This window comes from Aminobacter sp. NyZ550, assembly GCF_025628925.2.
Classification (GTDB): domain Bacteria; phylum Pseudomonadota; class Alphaproteobacteria; order Rhizobiales; family Rhizobiaceae; genus Aminobacter; species Aminobacter ciceronei.
This window is the reverse complement of sequence record NZ_CP114190.1, coordinates 2,780,228-2,796,960: the sequence shown is the minus strand read 5'-3', so window position 1 is coordinate 2,796,960 and position 16,733 is coordinate 2,780,228. Positions and strand designations below refer to the sequence as shown.

Genomic DNA, 16,733 nt, shown 5'->3' with positions numbered 1-16,733 from the left:
ATGGCCTTCAAATCGCTCAATGAATTGCGCCAAGCTTGCCTCGACCTGCCGGCCGGCAGCGACGCCGCAGCGGATGCCGTCGCCCGCCGCCAGGACACGCTGACCAAGCCGCGCGGCAGCCTCGGCAAGCTCGAACAGATCGCCGCCTGGCTCGGCCGCTGGCAGGGCCGCGAGATGCCGAGGCTCGACGAGGTCAAGGTCATCGTCTTCGCCGGCAACCATGGCGTCACCGCCCAGGGCGTGTCGGCCTATCCGTCGGAGGTGACGGTACAGATGGTCGCCAACTTCGCCGGCGGCGGCGCTGCCATCAACCAACTCGCCCGCCTTGCCGGCGCCGAACTCGCGGTCATCCCGCTCGAGCTCGATCGCCCCACGGGTGACTTCACCCAGACGGCGGCCATGGACGAAGCCGATTTCCTCGCCGCCGTCTCGACCGGCTATGACGCGGTGACGCCTGATCTCGATCTCGTCTGCTTCGGCGAAATGGGCATCGGCAACACCACACCCGCCGCGGCCATCGCCGCAGGCCTGTTCGGCGGCACCGGCCGCCAGTGGGCCGGCCGCGGCACGGGCGTCGACGATAGTGGCCTGGCCCGCAAGTTCGCCGCCATCGATGCCGGCCTCGCCCGTCATGCCGCCACGCTCGCCGATCCGCTGGCTGTCGCCGCCAATCTCGGCGGCCGCGAACTCGCCGCCATCCTCGGCGCCACGCTGGCCGCGCGCCACCACAACGTGCCCGTCCTGCTCGACGGCTTCGTCGTCACGGCAGCAGCTGCCCCCTTGGCAAAACTCCACCCAGAAGGCCTTGCCCACACGCTGTCGGCCCATGTCTCCGCCGAGGCAGGCCATCGCCAGCTGCTCGAAACCCTGAAGCTCGCGCCGCTGCTCGACATGGGGATGCGGCTCGGCGAAGGTTCGGGCGCCTGCGTGGCCGTCAATCTCGTCCGTTCGGCGCTGGAATGCCACGCCAGAATGGCAAGCTTCGCCGAGGCCGGTGTCACCGAAAAATAGTTAGGCATTCCGCAGGAAGCCGGTCGCACATCTCAAGCCTAGAAATCGATTTCTTCGTTTGACAAAAGGATAGAAGAAAATTCTTCATACAAGCGCAGAGGCAATCCACCTCTGCCTCTACCTGAAACAGGCCCGCAGCTATGTTGCGGCAAAGTTTAGCCATTTGCCGCTTGTCTCAGGAGAATGCCCCCATGAAACGTTTCCTTCTTGTCGGCGTAGCACTTGCCGCCATGCTCGCCGGCCCACTGCAGGCGTCTGCCGCCGACAAGCTGCTCAACGCGTCTTACGACGTCGCCCGCGAACTGTTCGCTGCCGAGAATGCCGCCTTCATCGCCAAGAATCCGGGTGTCACGCTCGACCAGTCGCATGCCGGCACCTCCAAGCAGGCACGCGCCATCGTCGAAGGACTTGAAGCCGACGTCGTCACCTTCAACCAGGTCACCGATATCGAGTTCCTGGTCAAGAACGGCTTTGTATCAGACGACTGGAAAAAGGATTTCGCCAACCAGGCCTCGCCCTTCTATTCGCTGCCGTCCTTCCTCGTCCGCGCCGGCAACCCCAAGGGCATCAAGGACTGGTCCGACCTGGTCCGCGACGACGTGAAGGTCGTCTTCCCCAATCCGAAGACCTCGGGCAATGCGCGCTATACCTATCTGGCGGCAACCGCCTACGCCAAGGAAGCATTCAAGGGTGACGAGGCCAAGGTCAAGGAGTTCGTGACCAAGCTGTTCGACAACGTGCCGGTGTTCGACACCGGCGGCCGCGCCGCCACCACCACCTTCGTCGAGCGCAACATCGGCGACGTGCTGATCACCTTCGAGGCCGAGACCCGCTCGATCGCCAAGGAATATGGTTCCGACAAGGTCGAGAGCGTCATCCCCTCGGTCAGCCTGCTCGCCGAATTCCCCGTCGCCATCGTCGACAAGGTCGTCGACAAGCGCGGCTCGCGCGATCTGGCAAAGTCCTATCTCGATTTCCTCTACACGCCGGAAGGCCAGCGCATTGCCGCCCAACACGGCAACCGTGTCCACGAGCCTTCGGTCGCCACCGAATTCAAGGAGCAGTTCCCCGATGTTCGCCTGGTCACTGTGGAAGATGTCTTTGGCGGCTGGGACAAGGTCCAGAAGGAACATTTCGGTTCCGGCGGCCTGCTTGAAGAGATTTACGGCGAGCGTTGACCTCAGTGCATGACCCCGGAAATCAATATCGATTTTCGGAAGAGGATCATGCACAACTCAGACTGCTACGGGGTCCTTTGCGCGTCCAACAAGGACGCGCGGCACCGTCGTCGTTATCGTGGAGAATTGGACAGCCGGCCATGCCGGCTTTCCGCATTGTTGTATCCGGGAAGGCATTTCAGTGGCGCGCCGCATTCTGCCGGGGTTTCCCCTGGCACTGGGGATAACCCTCGTCTACGTCTCGATCATCGTCGTGCTGCCGCTCGGCGCGCTGGTGTTCAAGGCGGCCAGCCTCGGCTTCGAGGACTACTGGCGCATCGTCTCGTCGCCGCGCGCGGTCGCCAGCTACCGGGTCACGGCCCTTTCGGCGCTCGCAGCCACCGTCTTCAACCTCGTCTTCGGCATGGCGCTGGCGTGGGTGCTGGTGCGCTACCGTTTTCCCGGCCGCCGCTTCATCGACGCGCTCGTCGACCTGCCCTTTGCACTGCCGACGGCGGTCGCCGGCATCGCCTTGACGACATTGTTCGCCGAAAACGGCTGGTTTGGACAGGCGCTTGCCCAGGCCGGCATCAAGGTTGCCTACACCCCGCTCGGCATCATGGTCGCCATGGCCTTCACCAGCCTGCCCTTCATCGTGCGCACCGTGCAGCCGGTACTGGAAGACCTCGACCCCGCACTTGAGGAAGCGGCCCAGACGCTCGGCGGCAGCGACCGGTCGATCTTCCTGCGCGTGATCCTGCCGCTGCTGGCGCCCGCGCTGCTGGCCGGCCTGTCCTTGTCCTTTGCCCGCAGCTTGGGCGAGTTCGGCGCCATCATCTTTATCGCCGGCAACCAGCCGATGTCGACCGAGATCACGGCGTTGCTCGCGTTCATCCGGCTCGAGGAATACGACTACCAGGCCGCTGCGGCGATCGCCTCGGTGCTGCTCATCACAGCCTTCCTGATGCTCGCCATCACCAACATCCTGCAGGCACGTGCCCTGCGCTACACGGCGAGGGGCTGAGATGAGCAATTCCGTCAAGGGCCGCCCGTCCCGCGTCGGCGACGCGCCGGCCTTCCGCCGCGCGCTCATCGGCATCGTGCTGACGCTGGTCGCCATCGTCATCGTCGCGCCGCTGGTCGTCATCGGCTACCAGGCCTTCTCGCAAGGTATCGCGGTCTATGCCGCCGCGATCGCCCATCCCGACACGCTGCACGCCATCGGCCTGACTGTGGTCACCGCGCTCATCGCCGTGCCCATCAACACCGCCTTCGGCGTTGCCGCCGCCTGGGCAATTACTAAGTTCGATTTCCGGGGACGCCGCTTCCTGCTGGTGGTGATCGAAATCCCGTTCTCCATCTCGCCCATCGTCGCGGGCGTCGCCTATCTCTTCGTCTACGGCCTGCAGGGCCTGTTCGGCCCGGCGCTGGAGCAGGCTGACATCAAGATCCTGTTCGCCCTGCCCGGTATCGTGCTCGCCTCGATGTTCGTCACCGCTCCCTTCGTCGCCCGTGAGCTGATCCCGCTGATGCAGGCGCAAGGGCGCGATCTGGAAGAAGCCGCGACATCGCTCGGCGCGTCGGGCTGGCGTACCTTCTTCTCGGTCACCCTGCCCAACATCCGCTGGGCGCTGCTCTATGGCGTGGTGCTGTGCAATGCGCGCGTCATGGGTGAGTTCGGCGCCGTGTCGGTGGTGTCAGGCAATATCCGCGGCCAGACCAACACGCTGCCGCTGCATATCGAACTGCTCTACCACGACTACCAGACCGCGGGCGCCTTCGCCGCGGCCTCGATCCTGGCCCTGCTCGCCGTCGTTACCCTCGTTGCCAAGGTGCTGCTCGAGCGCCAAGGCGCCGGCCGCGCCCGTCGTCGCCCCGCGCTTGCAGCCCCCGTAGCCGCACCCAAGACCGCTTCCGCTGAGGTTCCGTCATGAAAATCCGCCTCGACAACGTCGTGAAGACCTTCGAGACCTTCCGCGCCGTCCATGGCGTCTCGCTTGAAATCGAGAGCGGCGAACTGGTGGCCCTGCTCGGACCTTCCGGCTCGGGCAAGACCACCATCCTGCGCATGGTCGCCGGCCTCGAATATGCCGACGCCGGCCACATCTATTTCGGCGCCGAGGATGCCACCGACATTCCGGTGCGCGACCGTGGCGTCGGTTTCGTCTTCCAGCACTATGCGCTGTTCCCGCATATGACGGTCGCCGAGAATATCGCCTTCGGCATGAAGGTCTCGAAGCAGCGCCGCGACAAGACTGCCATCGATGCTCGCGTCGCCGACCTGCTGCGCCTCGTCCAGCTCGAAGGCCTGGCCGAACGTTTCCCCGGCCAGATTTCAGGCGGACAGCGCCAGCGCGTCGCCCTTGCGCGAGCGCTCGCCGTCGATCCCAAGGTACTCTTGCTCGACGAGCCTTTCGGTGCGCTTGACGCCAATGTCCGCCGCGACCTGCGCCGCTGGCTGCGCGAGATCCATCAGGAGCTCGGCATCACCACTTTGTTCGTCACCCACGACCAGGAGGAAGCGCTCGACCTCGCCGACCGCGTCGTCATCCTCGACAAGGGCCAGATCGTCCAGCAGGGCACGCCCGAAGAGGTCTGCCGCAACCCCGCATCCGCCTTCGTCATGAATTTCCTCGGCGACACCAACCGCATTTCTGCAGCCGTGGCCGGCGGCATAGCCCGCCTTGGCGAGGCACAGATCCCCGCCCCCGGCTTTGCTGACGGCCCGGTCGAAATCTTCCTGCGCCCGAGCGATCTCGGCTGGAGCAGCAGCGGCGCCGGCATCCCCGCAACCGTCGCCCGCGTCATCGACCGGCCTGCCGGACGGCGCATTCTGGCGCTGACGGCAACGGGCGAAGCCGTCGAACTCGACGTCGCGCCTGAAACCCAGGTCAGTGCCCGCGAGCAGGGCATCATCACCATCGAACGCGCCAGGGTCTATGCGGCAGGCTGATTCTGCCGCGAATAGGGTCAAAACCCGCAAAACTTACGGAAAATCAACGCGTTTCGGCTTGTATATCAAGTCTGTGGAATTTATCTCTGGTGAAGGCCGGAATGCGATGGGGACGAATCGTTATCCTCGGCAAGCAACCTCACGCTGCGACTGGCAGCAGGAAGCCGATGACACGCGTTCACCATGCTGACTAAAAAAGGCAAATACGGCCTCAAGGCCCTCGTTCACCTATCCCAACTGCCTGCCGGCCAGCTCGCTTTCGTCGGCGACATCGCGACCACCAACAAGATTCCGAAAAAATTCCTCGACGCGATCCTAGGCGAACTCCGCAATGCCGGTTTCGTCCAGAGCCGCAAGGGCAAGGACGGCGGCTACCGCCTCGCCAAGCCTGCCGCCGAGATCAAGATCGGCCATGTCGTGCGCGTGCTCGACGGCCCGCTGGCACCGATCCCTTGCGCCAGCCGGACCCAGTACCAGCCCTGCGACGACTGCGACGAGGCGACCTGCCAGATCAGGCACATGATGCTCGAAGTTCGCCAGGCGATTGCCGGCGTGCTCGACAATCGCAGCCTCGCGCAGGTGCGCGACGCTGCCAATGACGACATTCTGAGCGACGCCCTGAACCACGCCTGACCGTGCCGGTCAGACAATGCGGCGCAGCATCACCGGCCGCTTGCGCAAATGGGTCGGCGCGGGATCATGGCGGCGAAATGCCTTGCGCAATGCCGGTATGACCTGACGCCCGAAGGCCTCAACCGCATCGGCATCGTCGAGCCCGTGGACGATGAAATCGCTCACTCCGAGTTCGACAAAGCCAGCCAGCACAGAAACGACGTGCTCCGGCTCACCCGTCAGCTGCCAATCCTGCTGCCCGCCCTCGCCAGCTTGCACATGCCCGACATGCACCGGCAAGGAGAAGCGGATGCGCTGGGCCCGACCGAACGGTTCGGCAGCAACCCTCACGCGTTCGATCAGCCGCAACGTGTCGTCGAAGCCACCCACCGGCAGCTCGAACCTGTCGGCGTGCCGGCCCGCGATCTTGAGCGCCGTGCCAGACAATCCGCCGAGTTGCAGCCGGATCATTGCGCCTTCGGCTGCCTTCATCGGCACGAAACCGCCATGGATGCGGTAGAACAGGCCCTCATGGTCGAAGGGCTGCGCATTGCTCCACAGCCGCTTGAGCAGCATCAGATATTCGTCGGTGCGCCCCAGCGTGGCGACGAGACCGCTGTCGTCATTGATCTCGCGCAGGTCGCGGCTTGGCGGCACCCGCAATGCCAGCCGGCCAGAGCCGATCTGGTCGAAGGCCGCAAACTGCCGGGCAGCCACCACCGGCGCCACGATTCCAGGCCAATGCGAGACGAGCACACCGATCGACTGCGTGCTGCGTAGCGCAAGCGACGCCAGGTCCATATTGGCAAGCAGGCCGCCCATGTCGTCGATGAGAACGCAGTCGAAGCCCGCCCTTTCGAGCTGGCGCAGCCTCTGCACGGCAACCGCCGTGTCTGAAAAGAAGGAAGAGTGAAGTTCGTCCTTGTCGGCAACGCCGCCCGGGCAATGGGTGAAGTCGATCTGCATCGCAAACTCCTTCATCTTGTCAGGAACAGTTATTGGCGCCGCCCGCGCCGGTTCACGCGCTACTCTGGAAAACCTTCTTCAGTTGGGTTGAGATGATATGGCGCGCCCGCCTCCGGGCACGGGGTGGCCCTAGTGGACCAGACCGACGACGACGGCCGCGGTAAAGCCGAACGACACCGTGAAGAACAGATACGACGCGATCTGCGCAATGCTGGCAGGCCTGCCGGCCGCAGCTGCCGTCTCGCCGACGCGGCTGTTCGAGAGATACTGGGTCTGTGCCATCGCAATCTCCATCATGCCGTTAGTCTATAAAATTAATAGACTTTGTCGATTGCTAATTTTGGCGAGATTGTGGAACGGCTTTGCCCTGCCACAGCTGGGCGGGAGCAATTTTTCTCTTGCGAGAATGATCTGCCGACTACCGGTTGAGCGCTGAAGCGCCGCTGCGGCAGGACGCATGAACTCAAAAACATCATTACATAACAGATGGATAGCCGAAATCCAGTCGCCAAAAGATTACAGTTTTGGGCCGAATTCGACGACAGGAGGGAGGCAAGAAAAAATGTCCCGAAGGCACTGTTGGCGCCTTCGGGACCGGACGAAATACGGCTAGCCGGCTCAGTAATAGCCGCGCGGGCATTCTGCCAGATAGGTGCGACCATAGCGGTCGCGATAGCGGCAGCGGTTCGGCTCGTTGGCCCGGCCGATCAGGGCGCCGGCAACGGCACCGACGGCGCCACCGACGAGCGCGCCTTCAGCCCGGTTTCCGGGTGCGGCAACGGCACTGCCGATCGCCGCGCCGCCAAGACCGCCAATGGCTGCACCCTGTTCGGTCTGCGAGCAGGCTGCCAGCGGCACCAGAAGTGCAAGACTCAATACGAGTTTCATCATCACCAATAACTCCCGAAAATGTGTCCCCACCTCGCCTACAATGCGCGGCGGCGAAAAACGATCCATCGCGCCTCTCCAGCGCGTGGACCACTAAGTCCCTTCAACCCAAGGCATGCCAAGGCAATCGGGCAGCATTCGGGCAGCTCCGATCCGCAACTGCCGCGATGAACCGGCTTCGAAACGAGCCGCTTCCAGCCCGTCGAATTACGCTGACCTATGCCGCCTTGCTCTTCCGCCCCGCCTGTGACGGACGCCGGACCTTCCGTTTGGCGGCCTTGAGCGGTACCGCGGGCGCGTCAGTCAGGGCGCCGATGGTGGCGCCGGCCATGTTGAACGCCGCAAAGTCGGCGTTGAGGTCGCCGGCAAGCTTGTCGGCATCCCCGGCAGCACCGTCGGTCCACAGCACCACCCCTACCCTGAGCGATGGCTTGGCACGTTTCAGACGCCGCACCAGAAAGCGGCCATGGTGAAGCGAATCGGCATTCAGGAAGCCGATCACGGCTGTATGCACGCCTTCGAGCGGCAGGCTTTTGATGCTGGACGGTTCGACATCGGCATGATTCACCGTGGCAACAGTCGCGCCCTGCACCGTCAGCACCTGCGCCAGCATGGCCGCGGCCGCGTTGTCGAGCTCGCCGCGCCCGCCAATGCACAGCACCGCCTTCCCCGCACCGTCGGGCAGTTCGTCGGCCGGCTCGCCATCGTCCTGCGTCACATCCTCGGGCGCGTCGTCCTCTTCATCCGCTTCTTCGCCGGCGATTTCGTTCAAGTTGGCCACCAGCACCACGGCACTGGCGGCGACGCGCGTCCGCTGCTCGTCGGTCAGGGCACCGCGCGCCCGGTCGAATTCGCCAAGCAGCAGGGCCGGAATGGCGACATTGCCGTAGAAGTCGACGAGATATTCGGTCTCGAGCATCTCTTCCGCGTGATCGGTCGCCTCATCAGGATCTCCTGCCAGAAGGCGCTGGTATAGCCGCTCCTTGGGGTCGAGCACCGGTTCGTTGCCGAACAGAACTTCAAGGAACTCGAACTGTGGCACGTGTTTTCCGAGCACCACCAGGCAGACGGTCAGCGGCGTCGACAGGACCAGTCCGACCGGTCCCCACAACCAGGTCCAGAAGATCGCGGCGACGATGATGGCGAGCGGCGAAAGGCCGGTTCTCGAGCCATACAGCCAGGGCTCGAGCACATTGTTGATGACCAGTTCCATGGCGATGAACAGTGCCGCGGCCCACAGCACGAGCGACCAACCGGGGGCAACCGCAATCGCCAGGAACAGCGGCAGGATCATTGCGATCGCCGGCCCGATATAGGGCACGAAGCGCAGCACGATGGCGAGCAGGCCCCACAGGATCGCATTCGGAATGCCGAGCAGCCAGAGGCCCATGCCAATCGGAACGCCATAGGCGACATTCACCACCAGCTGCATCAAAAGGTACTGACCGACCCTTCGCCCGGCATCCTGCAGCGCTTCGGTCGTCCGGTGCAGGTCGCCATAACCGACGAGGCGAATGAACCGGTCGCGCAAATCCTCGCGCTCCAGCAGCATGAAGATGACGACGACGATGACGAGGCCAGCCGTCGCCAGCGGTCCGATCAGCGGCGTGATCAGGTTCATCAGCGTTTCGATCGGCTTTTGCGGTGTGAAGATCTCGACCAGCAGCGGGTCCGGCCGGGATGGATGGGCCGCGGGCGCGAGATTGTCTTCCGGCTTATCGATCTCCTGGCCAACGCGCTCGATGACCCCGCTCAGCCTGTCGATGATCCCCTCTCCGCTGCCGCTTTCCTTGAGCGCGCGCACCTTGTTGAGGATGTTCGACTGATAGGTCGGTACGTTCTGCGCGACCTCGCCGATCTGCGAAACCACCACGAAGCTGAACACCGCGACCACGCCGAAGGCGGCCAGCACGCAGGCAATCACCGAAACCAGCCTGGGAACACCGAACCGCCTGAGCCAGCTGGCGATCGGCGCAAGCGCGAAGGTCAACAGCACCGCGATCGCAAGCGGCAGGAACACATCGCGGGCAAAATACAGGATCGCAACGACAGCTGCTGTGGCCGCGAACGGCGGCAGCGCCGTCCTGGACTGCGGCTGAAGCAACGGTGGCTGTCCAGAACCGAGGCCTCGAGTTTTCGGAATTGCCTCCACCACCTGCAACCTCCTGGCCCTGAAACCGCTTCGCGCTGATGACAAGCAACCATTCGTGACAGGAGACGTCACGAGCACGCTGTCATGTCGTGCCGCATAGTCGCGGCAGATGGGCCGCATTTGCAATGGCCCGCAAGTCTGCCGCCAGAAGAAGCGCCGGCCATCAGCGGAACGTTCATGCCAAGGGCGCAAGTGCCTGCGAGGGGCGGAGCTCGGATCGCCGGGGCAAATGCTCAGGTCGGAGCGAAACGTGCTTGCCAACTGGCTGCCCCGCGCCCGACGGACATTTGCGCATTGGCAATGCTGAATCCGGCACGCTAGGCAAGATGCAGTCCGATTCGCTACCGACAGGTCCGCCATGAACAAGGCCGCAGCTTCATTTGCCCTCGTTGCCGTGCTGGCGGCCGCACTGACGGCACTCAGCCTCGCCGTTGCGCGGCACGGCTATCCCTTCGGCGTCATCGGCGTGCAGCGCCTCGACGGCATCGCCAGCGCCGATAGCTTCATTCCGCTGGCGGCGATCTACTTCCTTGCCGCGATGCTGATGATGATCCTGCCGCTCAAGGCGGCGAGTATCGTCCTGGTCAATGCCGCCGACACCATCCACTGGATCGTCATCGCCCTGTTCGCCACCATCGTCGGCTGCCTCGCGGCGCGCTGGGTATTCGGCCAGGCCAGTGCGCCTTGGGCCCTGCTCGACTGGCGCTACCTGTTCGTCGCCATCATTGTCGGCTGCCATCTCGCAATGAACGCACTGCGCCGCAACGTCCTGCTGCGCAGCCTCTTCTTCGCCCTCTTCGGCGTGGCAACGCTTGCCTGCCTGTTCTGGTCGTTCCGAATTTGAGGCAGCGCAGGGCCGACCAGAAATAGAACTCCAAGCGACTTCAACCCAATTGAAGCAACAGTCACAGCGGTTTGAAATCTTTGGAGAAGAAGTGGTGGGTGCGACAGGGATCGAACCTGTGACCCGCTGATTAAGAGTCAGCTGCTCTACCAACTGAGCTACGCACCCATTCGCGACCGGTGAACCGACCGTGGCCGCATATAGCCACACCATCCGTTGCTGTCCACCCATGTTCGCCAAGAAAGATGCAGCAATCGGCAGTGGTACGCGATTGCCTGTGCAAAGCCTGGCGGCATTGCATCCGGACAAGGAGATCGACCATCCGCCCGCGCAATTATATGCGCGGCGTTCTAGTATTCGGCGGCTAAGGGAAAGAAGTGGTGGGTGCGACAGGGATCGAACCTGTGACCCGCTGATTAAGAGTCAGCTGCTCTACCAACTGAGCTACGCACCCACTCGCGACCGGTGAACCGACCGTGGCCGGCATATAGCCAAGGCATTTTCGCCTGTCCACCCCACCGGCCGCTTTTTCTTTCAGTCGGCAAAAATAGCTGGGTCAAACCAGCAGAACGCCCTCGGCCACCCTCACCGCGTGTCCGCCGATGCGCGCGGAAGCCAGCTTGCCGCCCGAGATCTCGAGCTCCAGCCTGATCCTGGACGGTCGCCCCATCTCGATGCCCTGTTCGATCCAGAATCGCTGCGCCCCATCGGTCGGCCTGTCGAACTCCATGATCGCCCCAGCAAAGGCGGCAGCCGCCGAACCTGTCGCCGGATCTTCGTAGGATGGGCTGCCGGGAACGATCATCCTCGCGTGGAATGCGTTTTCGTGCCCCACAGTCTCGCGACAATAGACATAGGCGCTGGCCACCGCCGAGTCGTTCTTGCGCGGCGAAAAGGTGAACCAGGCCTCGTTGTCGAATCGAATTCTCGCCGCAACCTTGGTGTCTGCCACCGGCACGGTGATGTAGGGAACGCCCGCAGACCACAGCGATACACGATGGTTTTCAAAGCCGATCTCGTGTGGCGCCAGTCCAAGGGCTGCGGCAACCGCATCGGTGCTGGCGGCCAGCGGCATCGGCTCGGGCAGTTTCGGCAGGTCGAATTCGGCAAACAGGCTGTCGCCAACCTTGTTCACGGCACAGCGCACCAGGCCGATATTCTCTTCGAGGACAAAAATGCCGGCAAGATCATTACCTTGCGCCATCTCGGTCAGCGCGATCGCCGTGCCGACGGTCGGGTGACCGGCAAACGGCATCTCGTAGTCAGGCGTGAATATGCGGACCCGTGCCTTGTGCTTCGGGCTTTCGGGCGGCAACACGAATGAGGTCTCCGACAGGTTGAACTCCCTGGCGATGGCCTGCATCTGCGCCGTGCTCAACCCCTTGGCATCGACGACCACAGCGAGTGGGTTGCCGGCAAGCCTGTTTTCGGTGAAGACGTCATAGACAAAATACTTGCGTCCGCCCGTCATGTTTGCTCCTTCTGCGCCGGCAACATGAGCGAAATTTAATTTGAATTTCGGGACCACTCAGCCGATCTGTGATTTTAAAGCATGATCGTCAAACTGGCATCCCGGTTTCAGACAAGATCATGCTCGATCGAACCAGCTTAGAGCAGGCTCTAGGCGGATTTTCTGGGACCATCGAAAGGGTCTGGCTTGGACCAGCTGACAAATCGCCCGCAATCGGCGAGCACGCCATCGATAGAGGCAGCCCTCGGCCTCGACGGCAACGGCCGCGCCACGCGCCGCCGCCGTGGCTGGCTGTGGCTGCTGGTGGCGCTGGTCGCTGCGGCTTGCGCCTATGCCGGCTATTCCTGGTTCGCAACGCCTTCCCAGAAGCTTGTCTACACCACCCAGGCCGCCGAGACAGGCGACCTGACCATCGAGGTGTCGGCGACGGGCAATCTGCAGCCGCTCACCCAGGTCGACATTTCGAGCGAATTGTCGGGTGTCGTCCGCTCGGTCGCGGTGGTCGAAAACCAGCAGGTCAAGAAAGGCGACGTGCTCGCCTCCCTCGACACGACGCGGCTTTCCGCCCAGATCGAGCGTGCCCAGGCGTCCGCCAAGGCTGCCGCCGCCAAGGTCGAAGACACGCGCACCACCTTGTCGCAGAATGCCCAGGCGCTCACCCGCGCGCAGGAACTGGCAAAACGCGGCATGGCCACCACCCAGGCGCTGGAAGCAGCCACCGCCGAGCGCGATCGGGCGCAGAGCGCGCTCGACATGGCCGAAGCCAACCTGGCTATCTCGGAGGCTGACCTCAAGCTGCAGCAGGCCGACCTCGCCAGGAGCACGATTTATGCCCCCATCGACGGCGTCGTGCTGACGCGCTCGGTCAATCCGGGCCAGACGGTGGCGTCCTCCATGCAGGCGCCGGTGCTGTTCGTGATCGCCGCTGACCTGTCCCAGATGGAGCTCAAGGCGGCGGTCGACGAGGCCGACATCGGTTCGGTGGCGAAGGGTCAGAACGCCCGCTTTACCGTCGATGCCTTTCCCGACCGCAGCTTCAAGGCGACGATCCGCGACATAGCCTATGCCGCTGTTACCACAGACGGCGTGGTCACCTACAACGCCTGGCTCGAAGTCGCCAATGACGAGCTGCTGCTGCGCCCGGGCATGACGGCGACGGTGTCGATCGTCACCCGGGAGGCCAAGGATGTGCTGACAGTGCCAGCCACCGCCTTCCGTTACCGCCCGGCACCTGTTGCCCGCAGCAGTGGATTCAGCCTGCAGAACCTGTTCCTCGGCCGTTCCAATCGCGGCCCGACCGACCGCAGCCGTCCGGCCTCGACGCCTACAGATGGCCTGCGCACGCTCTATGTGCTCAAGAACGGCGCGCCGGTCGCGGTCAGGGTCAAGACCAACTCCACCGACGGCGATCGCACCGAGATCGTCTCCGGGCTTGCGGTAGGTGATGCGGTCATCACCGCCTCGTCGTCCGCAAGGGCCAATTGAGCTGGTCGTGGAAACCCCTGTGATGACCACCGCGCCGCTCATCCTCTTCGACAAGGTCTGGAAGACCTACGGCCAGGGCGAAGCCGAGGTGCGTGCCCTCGCCGGCATCGATATCGCCATCGCGCAAGGCGAGTTCGTCGCCATCATGGGCCCGTCCGGTTCCGGCAAGTCGACAGCGATGAACATTATCGGCTGCCTCGATACGCCCACCTCAGGGCGCTACGCCTTCATGGGCACAGACGCCGGCCGGCTCGACCGCAACCGCCGCGCCGTCTTGCGCAATCTCTACATCGGCTTCGTCTTCCAGGGCTACAACCTGCTGCCGCGCACCACGGCTGTGGAGAACGTCGAACTACCGTTGATCTATCGCGGCGCAGCCGCGCATGAGCGCCGCGCGCTGGCCATGCAGGCCCTTGCCGAGGTTGGCCTCGAGGGCCGTGAGCACCACACGCCGGCCGAACTCTCCGGCGGTCAGCAGCAGCGCGTGGCGATCGCGCGCGCCATTGTCACTCGGCCCACCCTTCTTGTCGCCGACGAGCCGACGGGCAATCTCGACACTGCCCGCAGCCACGAGATCATGGAGCTGCTGACCCGCCTCAACGAGGAGGCCGGGCTCACCATCGTCATGGTCACCCACGAGGCCGATATCGCCGCCTATGCCGGACGCACCATCGCCTTCCGCGATGGCCACGTCGCCTCCGACACCAGAAAGCTGGAGGCAGCATAAGTCATGATCTGGGAGACCGTCCGCCTCGCCCTCCGCTCTGTCCGCCGCAACGCGCTGCGCTCGTTCCTGACGCTGCTTGGCATCGTCATCGGCGTCGCCGCCGTCATCGCCATGCTGACAATCGGCAGCGGCACCACCGAGAAGGTCAAGGCCGACATCTCGCAGCTCGGCAGCAACCTTCTGATCGTCCGCGCCGGCCGTCCCGCCGCCCCCGGCTCAGGCCCGCAGCAGACCATCCGCCAGCTCGGCGACAAGGAGGTCGCAGCCCTCACCGCCCATCTCGAAGGCGTACGTGCCGTCTCGCCGGCGTCGCAGAAGCAGGTGCGCGTCGTCTTCGGCACCGAAAGCCTGACCTCGTCCATCACCGGCACCGACAACGCCTATCTCGACGCCCGCGACTGGAAGGTCGCTTCGGGCAGGCCTTTCAGCGAGTCCGAGGTGCGCGGCGGCGTCAATGTCTGCCTGATCGGCGAAACCTTGCGCCAGCAGTTCTTTGGCGCCGGCGATCCCGACGGCGCCGCCATCCGCGTCGGCCGCGTCAGTTGCAAAGTCATCGGCCGGCTCGAGCCGAAGGGTTATTCCGGCTTCGGCCAGGACCAGGACAATGTCGTGCTGATGCCGCTTCAGGCGTTCCAACGCCGCATCGCCGGCAACCGCGACATCGACAACATCTATGTCGCCGCCGATGACGTGACACCGACCTCGGTCGTCCAGACGCGGATCGAGGACATCATGCGCGACGTCAGGCGCGTCACCGCCGACCGCGAGGACGATTTTTCCGTCCGCGACATGACCCAGATCGCCGATGCGATGGCCAGCGCCACCGCCACGATGACCGGCATGCTCGGCGCTGTCGCCGGCGTCAGCCTGCTCGTCGGCGGCATCGGCATAATGAACATCATGCTGGTGTCGGTCACCGAACGCACCCGCGAGATCGGCATTCGCCTCGCCATCGGCGCGCATGAAAAGCACATCCTGATCCAGTTCCTGGTCGAGGCAACCGTGCTGTCGCTGCTCGGCGGGCTGATAGGCATCGCCATCGGCCTGACGCTGGCGGGCGTCGCCTCGCTGGCGCTATCCATCCCGTTTGCGCCGAGTCTGGCGGTCGTGCTGCTTGCCGTTGGCTTCTCGGCGCTGATCGGCATGGTGTTCGGTTTCTTCCCCGCGCTGCGCGGCGCGCGCCTCGATCCGATCGAGGCGCTCAGGCACGAATAGCCGAAGCTACTTCTTCAGCAGCGTGTTTGCCGTGCCTTCCTCGACCTGGTCGATGACAAGCAGCTTGACCGGCTCGGCACCGACATTGGCGCCCTGATGCCACGTGCCGAGCATCTCGACGATGAAGTTGCCCGTCTTGTAGCTGGTGCTCTTGCCGGTTTCGGCATTGGTCACCTGCAGTTGGCCCTCGAGCACATAGGCGTAGCGCGCCGACGGGTGCATGTGCACCGGCAGCGACGCCCCGGGCGGGATCTCGAAGGAGGAGACCAGCACCTGCACGTTCTTCTGCGGCAGCACGATCGGCTGTCCGTTCGCGGTCACCGTCGTCGACGCCAGCGGCGTCACGACGTGTTGTCGAGAGCATGGGCACTGGCGCTCTGGAACAGAGCCAGCGCAATGGCGCCGGCGAAAATACTTGCACGTGCTGGAAAGCTGGCCATCGAATCCCCCCGAAATGCCGCACAAGGTCTGCGGCAACTTGTGACCCAGCGGCATGCGGCCCGCAAGGGCTTCGGCAGGTCGGCGACGGCTGGTGGCGTCAGCCGCGTGAAAAATGCCATTCCACCAGCGCGGGCATATGCGGCATCAAATTGTCGGGCAGATCGTCCATGCCGCGGATGATGACAGGCCCTTCGATCTCGGGCTCCGCATCGGCCGCCACAAAGCGCTCGATGCGGGCGGCCACCTCGTCGGCGGTCTCAGTGAGATGGTAGCAGCGCACGATCGCCGTGCCGGTGTCCCCAGACAGCGCATAACAGCGTTCTTCGCCGCGGGCCTCGCCAAGCTCGAGCCCGGTCTCCTCGCGAACCTCGCGCGCCATGTTGTAGTCGAGGTCGACGAGCCCATCAAAAAAGTCTTCCGGCTCGAACGAGCCGGCGGCGAAATAGATCTTTCCCGCATTGACCGTATGCGCGCCCATGCGGATCGCCACCAGCGCATTGTCGCTGGAGATCAGCATGGCGTGCGCGAAGGAATGTTCGGCACTGGTGAGCGGTTTCAGCTTTCGCCACAGCATGAAGGTCGAGAAGCGGACGGCGTGGCAGCGACCCACGAGCCGGTTGTCGCCATAGGCAAGCTCCGACAGGAGGACCACCGTGCCGTCGAACATCGCCGGCGTCAGTGCCTTTTCAGCCGCCCAGTTGGCCAAGATCGCATCGGCATTGTCGCGCTCGAACGGGTGCGGCTCGGCATCGAGGCGCACGTCGACGACGTCGACCGGCAGGATCTGGTTGCGTGGAATGTCGAATGCCAA

16 protein-coding genes, 2 tRNA genes and 1 pseudogene are annotated in these 16,733 nt (G+C 64.0%); 10 read left to right on the top strand and 9 right to left on the bottom strand.

Going from position 1 to position 16,733, the window contains the following annotated elements; genetic code table 11:
• The 6 genes from cobT to N7E70_RS13695 all read left to right on the top strand — a co-directional run bounded on the left by cobT (position 1) and on the right by N7E70_RS13695 (position 5,754).
• Complete coding sequence (gene cobT, locus N7E70_RS13720; protein WP_154383873.1) at positions 1-1,011, top strand: nicotinate-nucleotide--dimethylbenzimidazole phosphoribosyltransferase; 1,011 nt, start codon at positions 1-3, stop codon at positions 1,009-1,011.
• Positions 1,012-1,202: 191 nt separating this feature from the next.
• A complete protein-coding gene (gene cysP, locus N7E70_RS13715) occupies positions 1,203-2,189 on the top strand; it encodes a thiosulfate ABC transporter substrate-binding protein CysP (protein ID WP_067960659.1) in 987 nt (328 codons plus the stop codon).
• 181 nt (positions 2,190-2,370) lie between these two features.
• Entirely contained in the window at positions 2,371-3,192 is an 822-nt protein-coding gene (gene cysT / locus N7E70_RS13710; RefSeq protein WP_182573486.1) for a sulfate ABC transporter permease subunit CysT, read from the top strand.
• Between the two features lies 1 nt (position 3,193).
• Positions 3,194-4,102, top strand: a complete 909-nt coding sequence (cysW, locus tag N7E70_RS13705; RefSeq protein WP_182573487.1) for a sulfate ABC transporter permease subunit CysW — start codon at positions 3,194-3,196, stop codon at positions 4,100-4,102.
• Positions 4,099-5,121: a sulfate/molybdate ABC transporter ATP-binding protein gene (locus N7E70_RS13700; protein WP_067960650.1), complete on the top strand. Its 1,023-nt coding sequence runs from the start codon at positions 4,099-4,101 to the stop codon at positions 5,119-5,121. Before cysW ends, N7E70_RS13700 begins: the two co-directional genes overlap by 4 nt.
• Positions 5,122-5,304: 183 nt before the next feature.
• A complete protein-coding gene (locus tag N7E70_RS13695; protein WP_067960647.1) occupies positions 5,305-5,754 on the top strand; it encodes an RrF2 family transcriptional regulator in 450 nt (149 codons plus the stop codon).
• Positions 5,755-5,763: 9 nt separating this feature from the next.
• On the opposite strand, the gene N7E70_RS13690 is transcribed toward N7E70_RS13695, so the two are convergent.
• From N7E70_RS13690 to N7E70_RS13675, 4 genes are all read right to left on the bottom strand, one after another.
• Positions 5,764-6,699, bottom strand: coding sequence for an LLM class flavin-dependent oxidoreductase (locus N7E70_RS13690; protein ID WP_182573488.1), 936 nt, complete (start codon positions 6,697-6,699; stop codon positions 5,764-5,766).
• A gap of 129 nt (positions 6,700-6,828) precedes the next feature.
• Entirely contained in the window at positions 6,829-6,981 is a 153-nt protein-coding gene (locus N7E70_RS13685) for a hypothetical protein (protein WP_157097064.1), read from the bottom strand.
• 336 nt (positions 6,982-7,317) lie between these two features.
• Positions 7,318-7,590: a glycine zipper domain-containing protein gene (locus N7E70_RS13680; RefSeq protein ID WP_067960641.1), complete on the bottom strand. Its 273-nt coding sequence runs from the start codon at positions 7,588-7,590 to the stop codon at positions 7,318-7,320.
• A 214-nt stretch (positions 7,591-7,804) separates the two neighbouring features.
• Positions 7,805-9,859, bottom strand: a complete 2,055-nt coding sequence (locus N7E70_RS13675) for an AI-2E family transporter (RefSeq protein WP_442866458.1) — start codon at positions 9,857-9,859, stop codon at positions 7,805-7,807.
• Positions 9,860-10,097: 238 nt separating this feature from the next.
• On the opposite strand from N7E70_RS13675, the gene N7E70_RS13670 reads away from it, so the two are divergent.
• Complete coding sequence (locus N7E70_RS13670) at positions 10,098-10,583, top strand: hypothetical protein (protein ID WP_263006673.1); 486 nt, start codon at positions 10,098-10,100, stop codon at positions 10,581-10,583.
• 92 nt (positions 10,584-10,675) lie between these two features.
• Here N7E70_RS13670 and N7E70_RS13665 read toward each other — a convergent pair.
• The 3 genes from N7E70_RS13665 to N7E70_RS13655 all read right to left on the bottom strand — a co-directional run bounded on the left by N7E70_RS13665 (position 10,676) and on the right by N7E70_RS13655 (position 12,054).
• Positions 10,676-10,751: transfer RNA gene (locus N7E70_RS13665), tRNA-Lys, on the bottom strand.
• Between the two features lie 210 nt (positions 10,752-10,961).
• A tRNA-Lys gene (locus N7E70_RS13660) sits at positions 10,962-11,037 on the bottom strand.
• A gap of 102 nt (positions 11,038-11,139) precedes the next feature.
• Entirely contained in the window at positions 11,140-12,054 is a 915-nt protein-coding gene (locus tag N7E70_RS13655) for a PhzF family phenazine biosynthesis protein (RefSeq protein WP_067960631.1), read from the bottom strand.
• A 186-nt stretch (positions 12,055-12,240) separates the two neighbouring features.
• Here N7E70_RS13655 and N7E70_RS13650 point away from each other — a divergent pair, with 186 nt between their 5' ends.
• The 3 genes from N7E70_RS13650 to N7E70_RS13640 are packed head-to-tail and all read left to right on the top strand — an operon-like array spanning position 12,241 to position 15,481.
• Positions 12,241-13,539: an efflux RND transporter periplasmic adaptor subunit gene (locus N7E70_RS13650; protein WP_263006672.1), complete on the top strand. Its 1,299-nt coding sequence runs from the start codon at positions 12,241-12,243 to the stop codon at positions 13,537-13,539.
• Positions 13,540-13,561: 22 nt separating this feature from the next.
• Entirely contained in the window at positions 13,562-14,266 is a 705-nt protein-coding gene (locus tag N7E70_RS13645) for an ABC transporter ATP-binding protein (protein ID WP_067966350.1), read from the top strand.
• Between the two features lie 3 nt (positions 14,267-14,269).
• Positions 14,270-15,481, top strand: coding sequence for an ABC transporter permease (locus tag N7E70_RS13640; protein WP_067960623.1), 1,212 nt, complete (start codon positions 14,270-14,272; stop codon positions 15,479-15,481).
• A 6-nt stretch (positions 15,482-15,487) separates the two neighbouring features.
• Here N7E70_RS13640 and N7E70_RS13635 read toward each other — a convergent pair.
• A pseudogene (locus N7E70_RS13635) lies at positions 15,488-15,829 on the bottom strand (cupin domain-containing protein); the annotation flags it as partial.
• Positions 15,830-16,019: 190 nt separating this feature from the next.
• The gene (locus tag N7E70_RS13630) at positions 16,020-16,733 is read right to left on the bottom strand and encodes a hypothetical protein (RefSeq protein ID WP_263006671.1); all 714 of its coding nucleotides are present in this window, start codon (positions 16,731-16,733) and stop codon (positions 16,020-16,022) included.

Bases quoted from the DNA above. Each gene is read 5' to 3' on its own strand.
- cobT (WP_154383873.1), top strand. From the start codon at position 1: ATGGCCTTCAAATCGCTCAATGAATTGCGCCAAGCTTGCCTCGACCTG.
- cysP (WP_067960659.1), top strand. From the start codon at position 1,203: ATGAAACGTTTCCTTCTTGTCGGCGTAGCACTTGCCGCCATGCTCGCC.
- cysW (WP_182573487.1), top strand. From the start codon at position 3,194: ATGAGCAATTCCGTCAAGGGCCGCCCGTCCCGCGTCGGCGACGCGCCG.
- N7E70_RS13700 (WP_067960650.1), top strand. From the start codon at position 4,099: ATGAAAATCCGCCTCGACAACGTCGTGAAGACCTTCGAGACCTTCCGC.
- N7E70_RS13695 (WP_067960647.1), top strand. From the start codon at position 5,305: ATGCTGACTAAAAAAGGCAAATACGGCCTCAAGGCCCTCGTTCACCTA.
- N7E70_RS13690 (WP_182573488.1), bottom strand. From the start codon at position 6,699: ATGCAGATCGACTTCACCCATTGCCCGGGCGGCGTTGCCGACAAGGAC.
- N7E70_RS13685 (WP_157097064.1), bottom strand. From the start codon at position 6,981: ATGGCACAGACCCAGTATCTCTCGAACAGCCGCGTCGGCGAGACGGCA.
- N7E70_RS13680 (WP_067960641.1), bottom strand. From the start codon at position 7,590: ATGATGAAACTCGTATTGAGTCTTGCACTTCTGGTGCCGCTGGCAGCC.
- N7E70_RS13675 (WP_442866458.1), bottom strand. From the start codon at position 9,859: ATGCGGCCCATCTGCCGCGACTATGCGGCACGACATGACAGCGTGCTC.
- N7E70_RS13670 (WP_263006673.1), top strand. From the start codon at position 10,098: ATGAACAAGGCCGCAGCTTCATTTGCCCTCGTTGCCGTGCTGGCGGCC.
- N7E70_RS13655 (WP_067960631.1), bottom strand. From the start codon at position 12,054: ATGACGGGCGGACGCAAGTATTTTGTCTATGACGTCTTCACCGAAAAC.
- N7E70_RS13645 (WP_067966350.1), top strand. From the start codon at position 13,562: ATGACCACCGCGCCGCTCATCCTCTTCGACAAGGTCTGGAAGACCTAC.
- N7E70_RS13640 (WP_067960623.1), top strand. From the start codon at position 14,270: ATGATCTGGGAGACCGTCCGCCTCGCCCTCCGCTCTGTCCGCCGCAAC.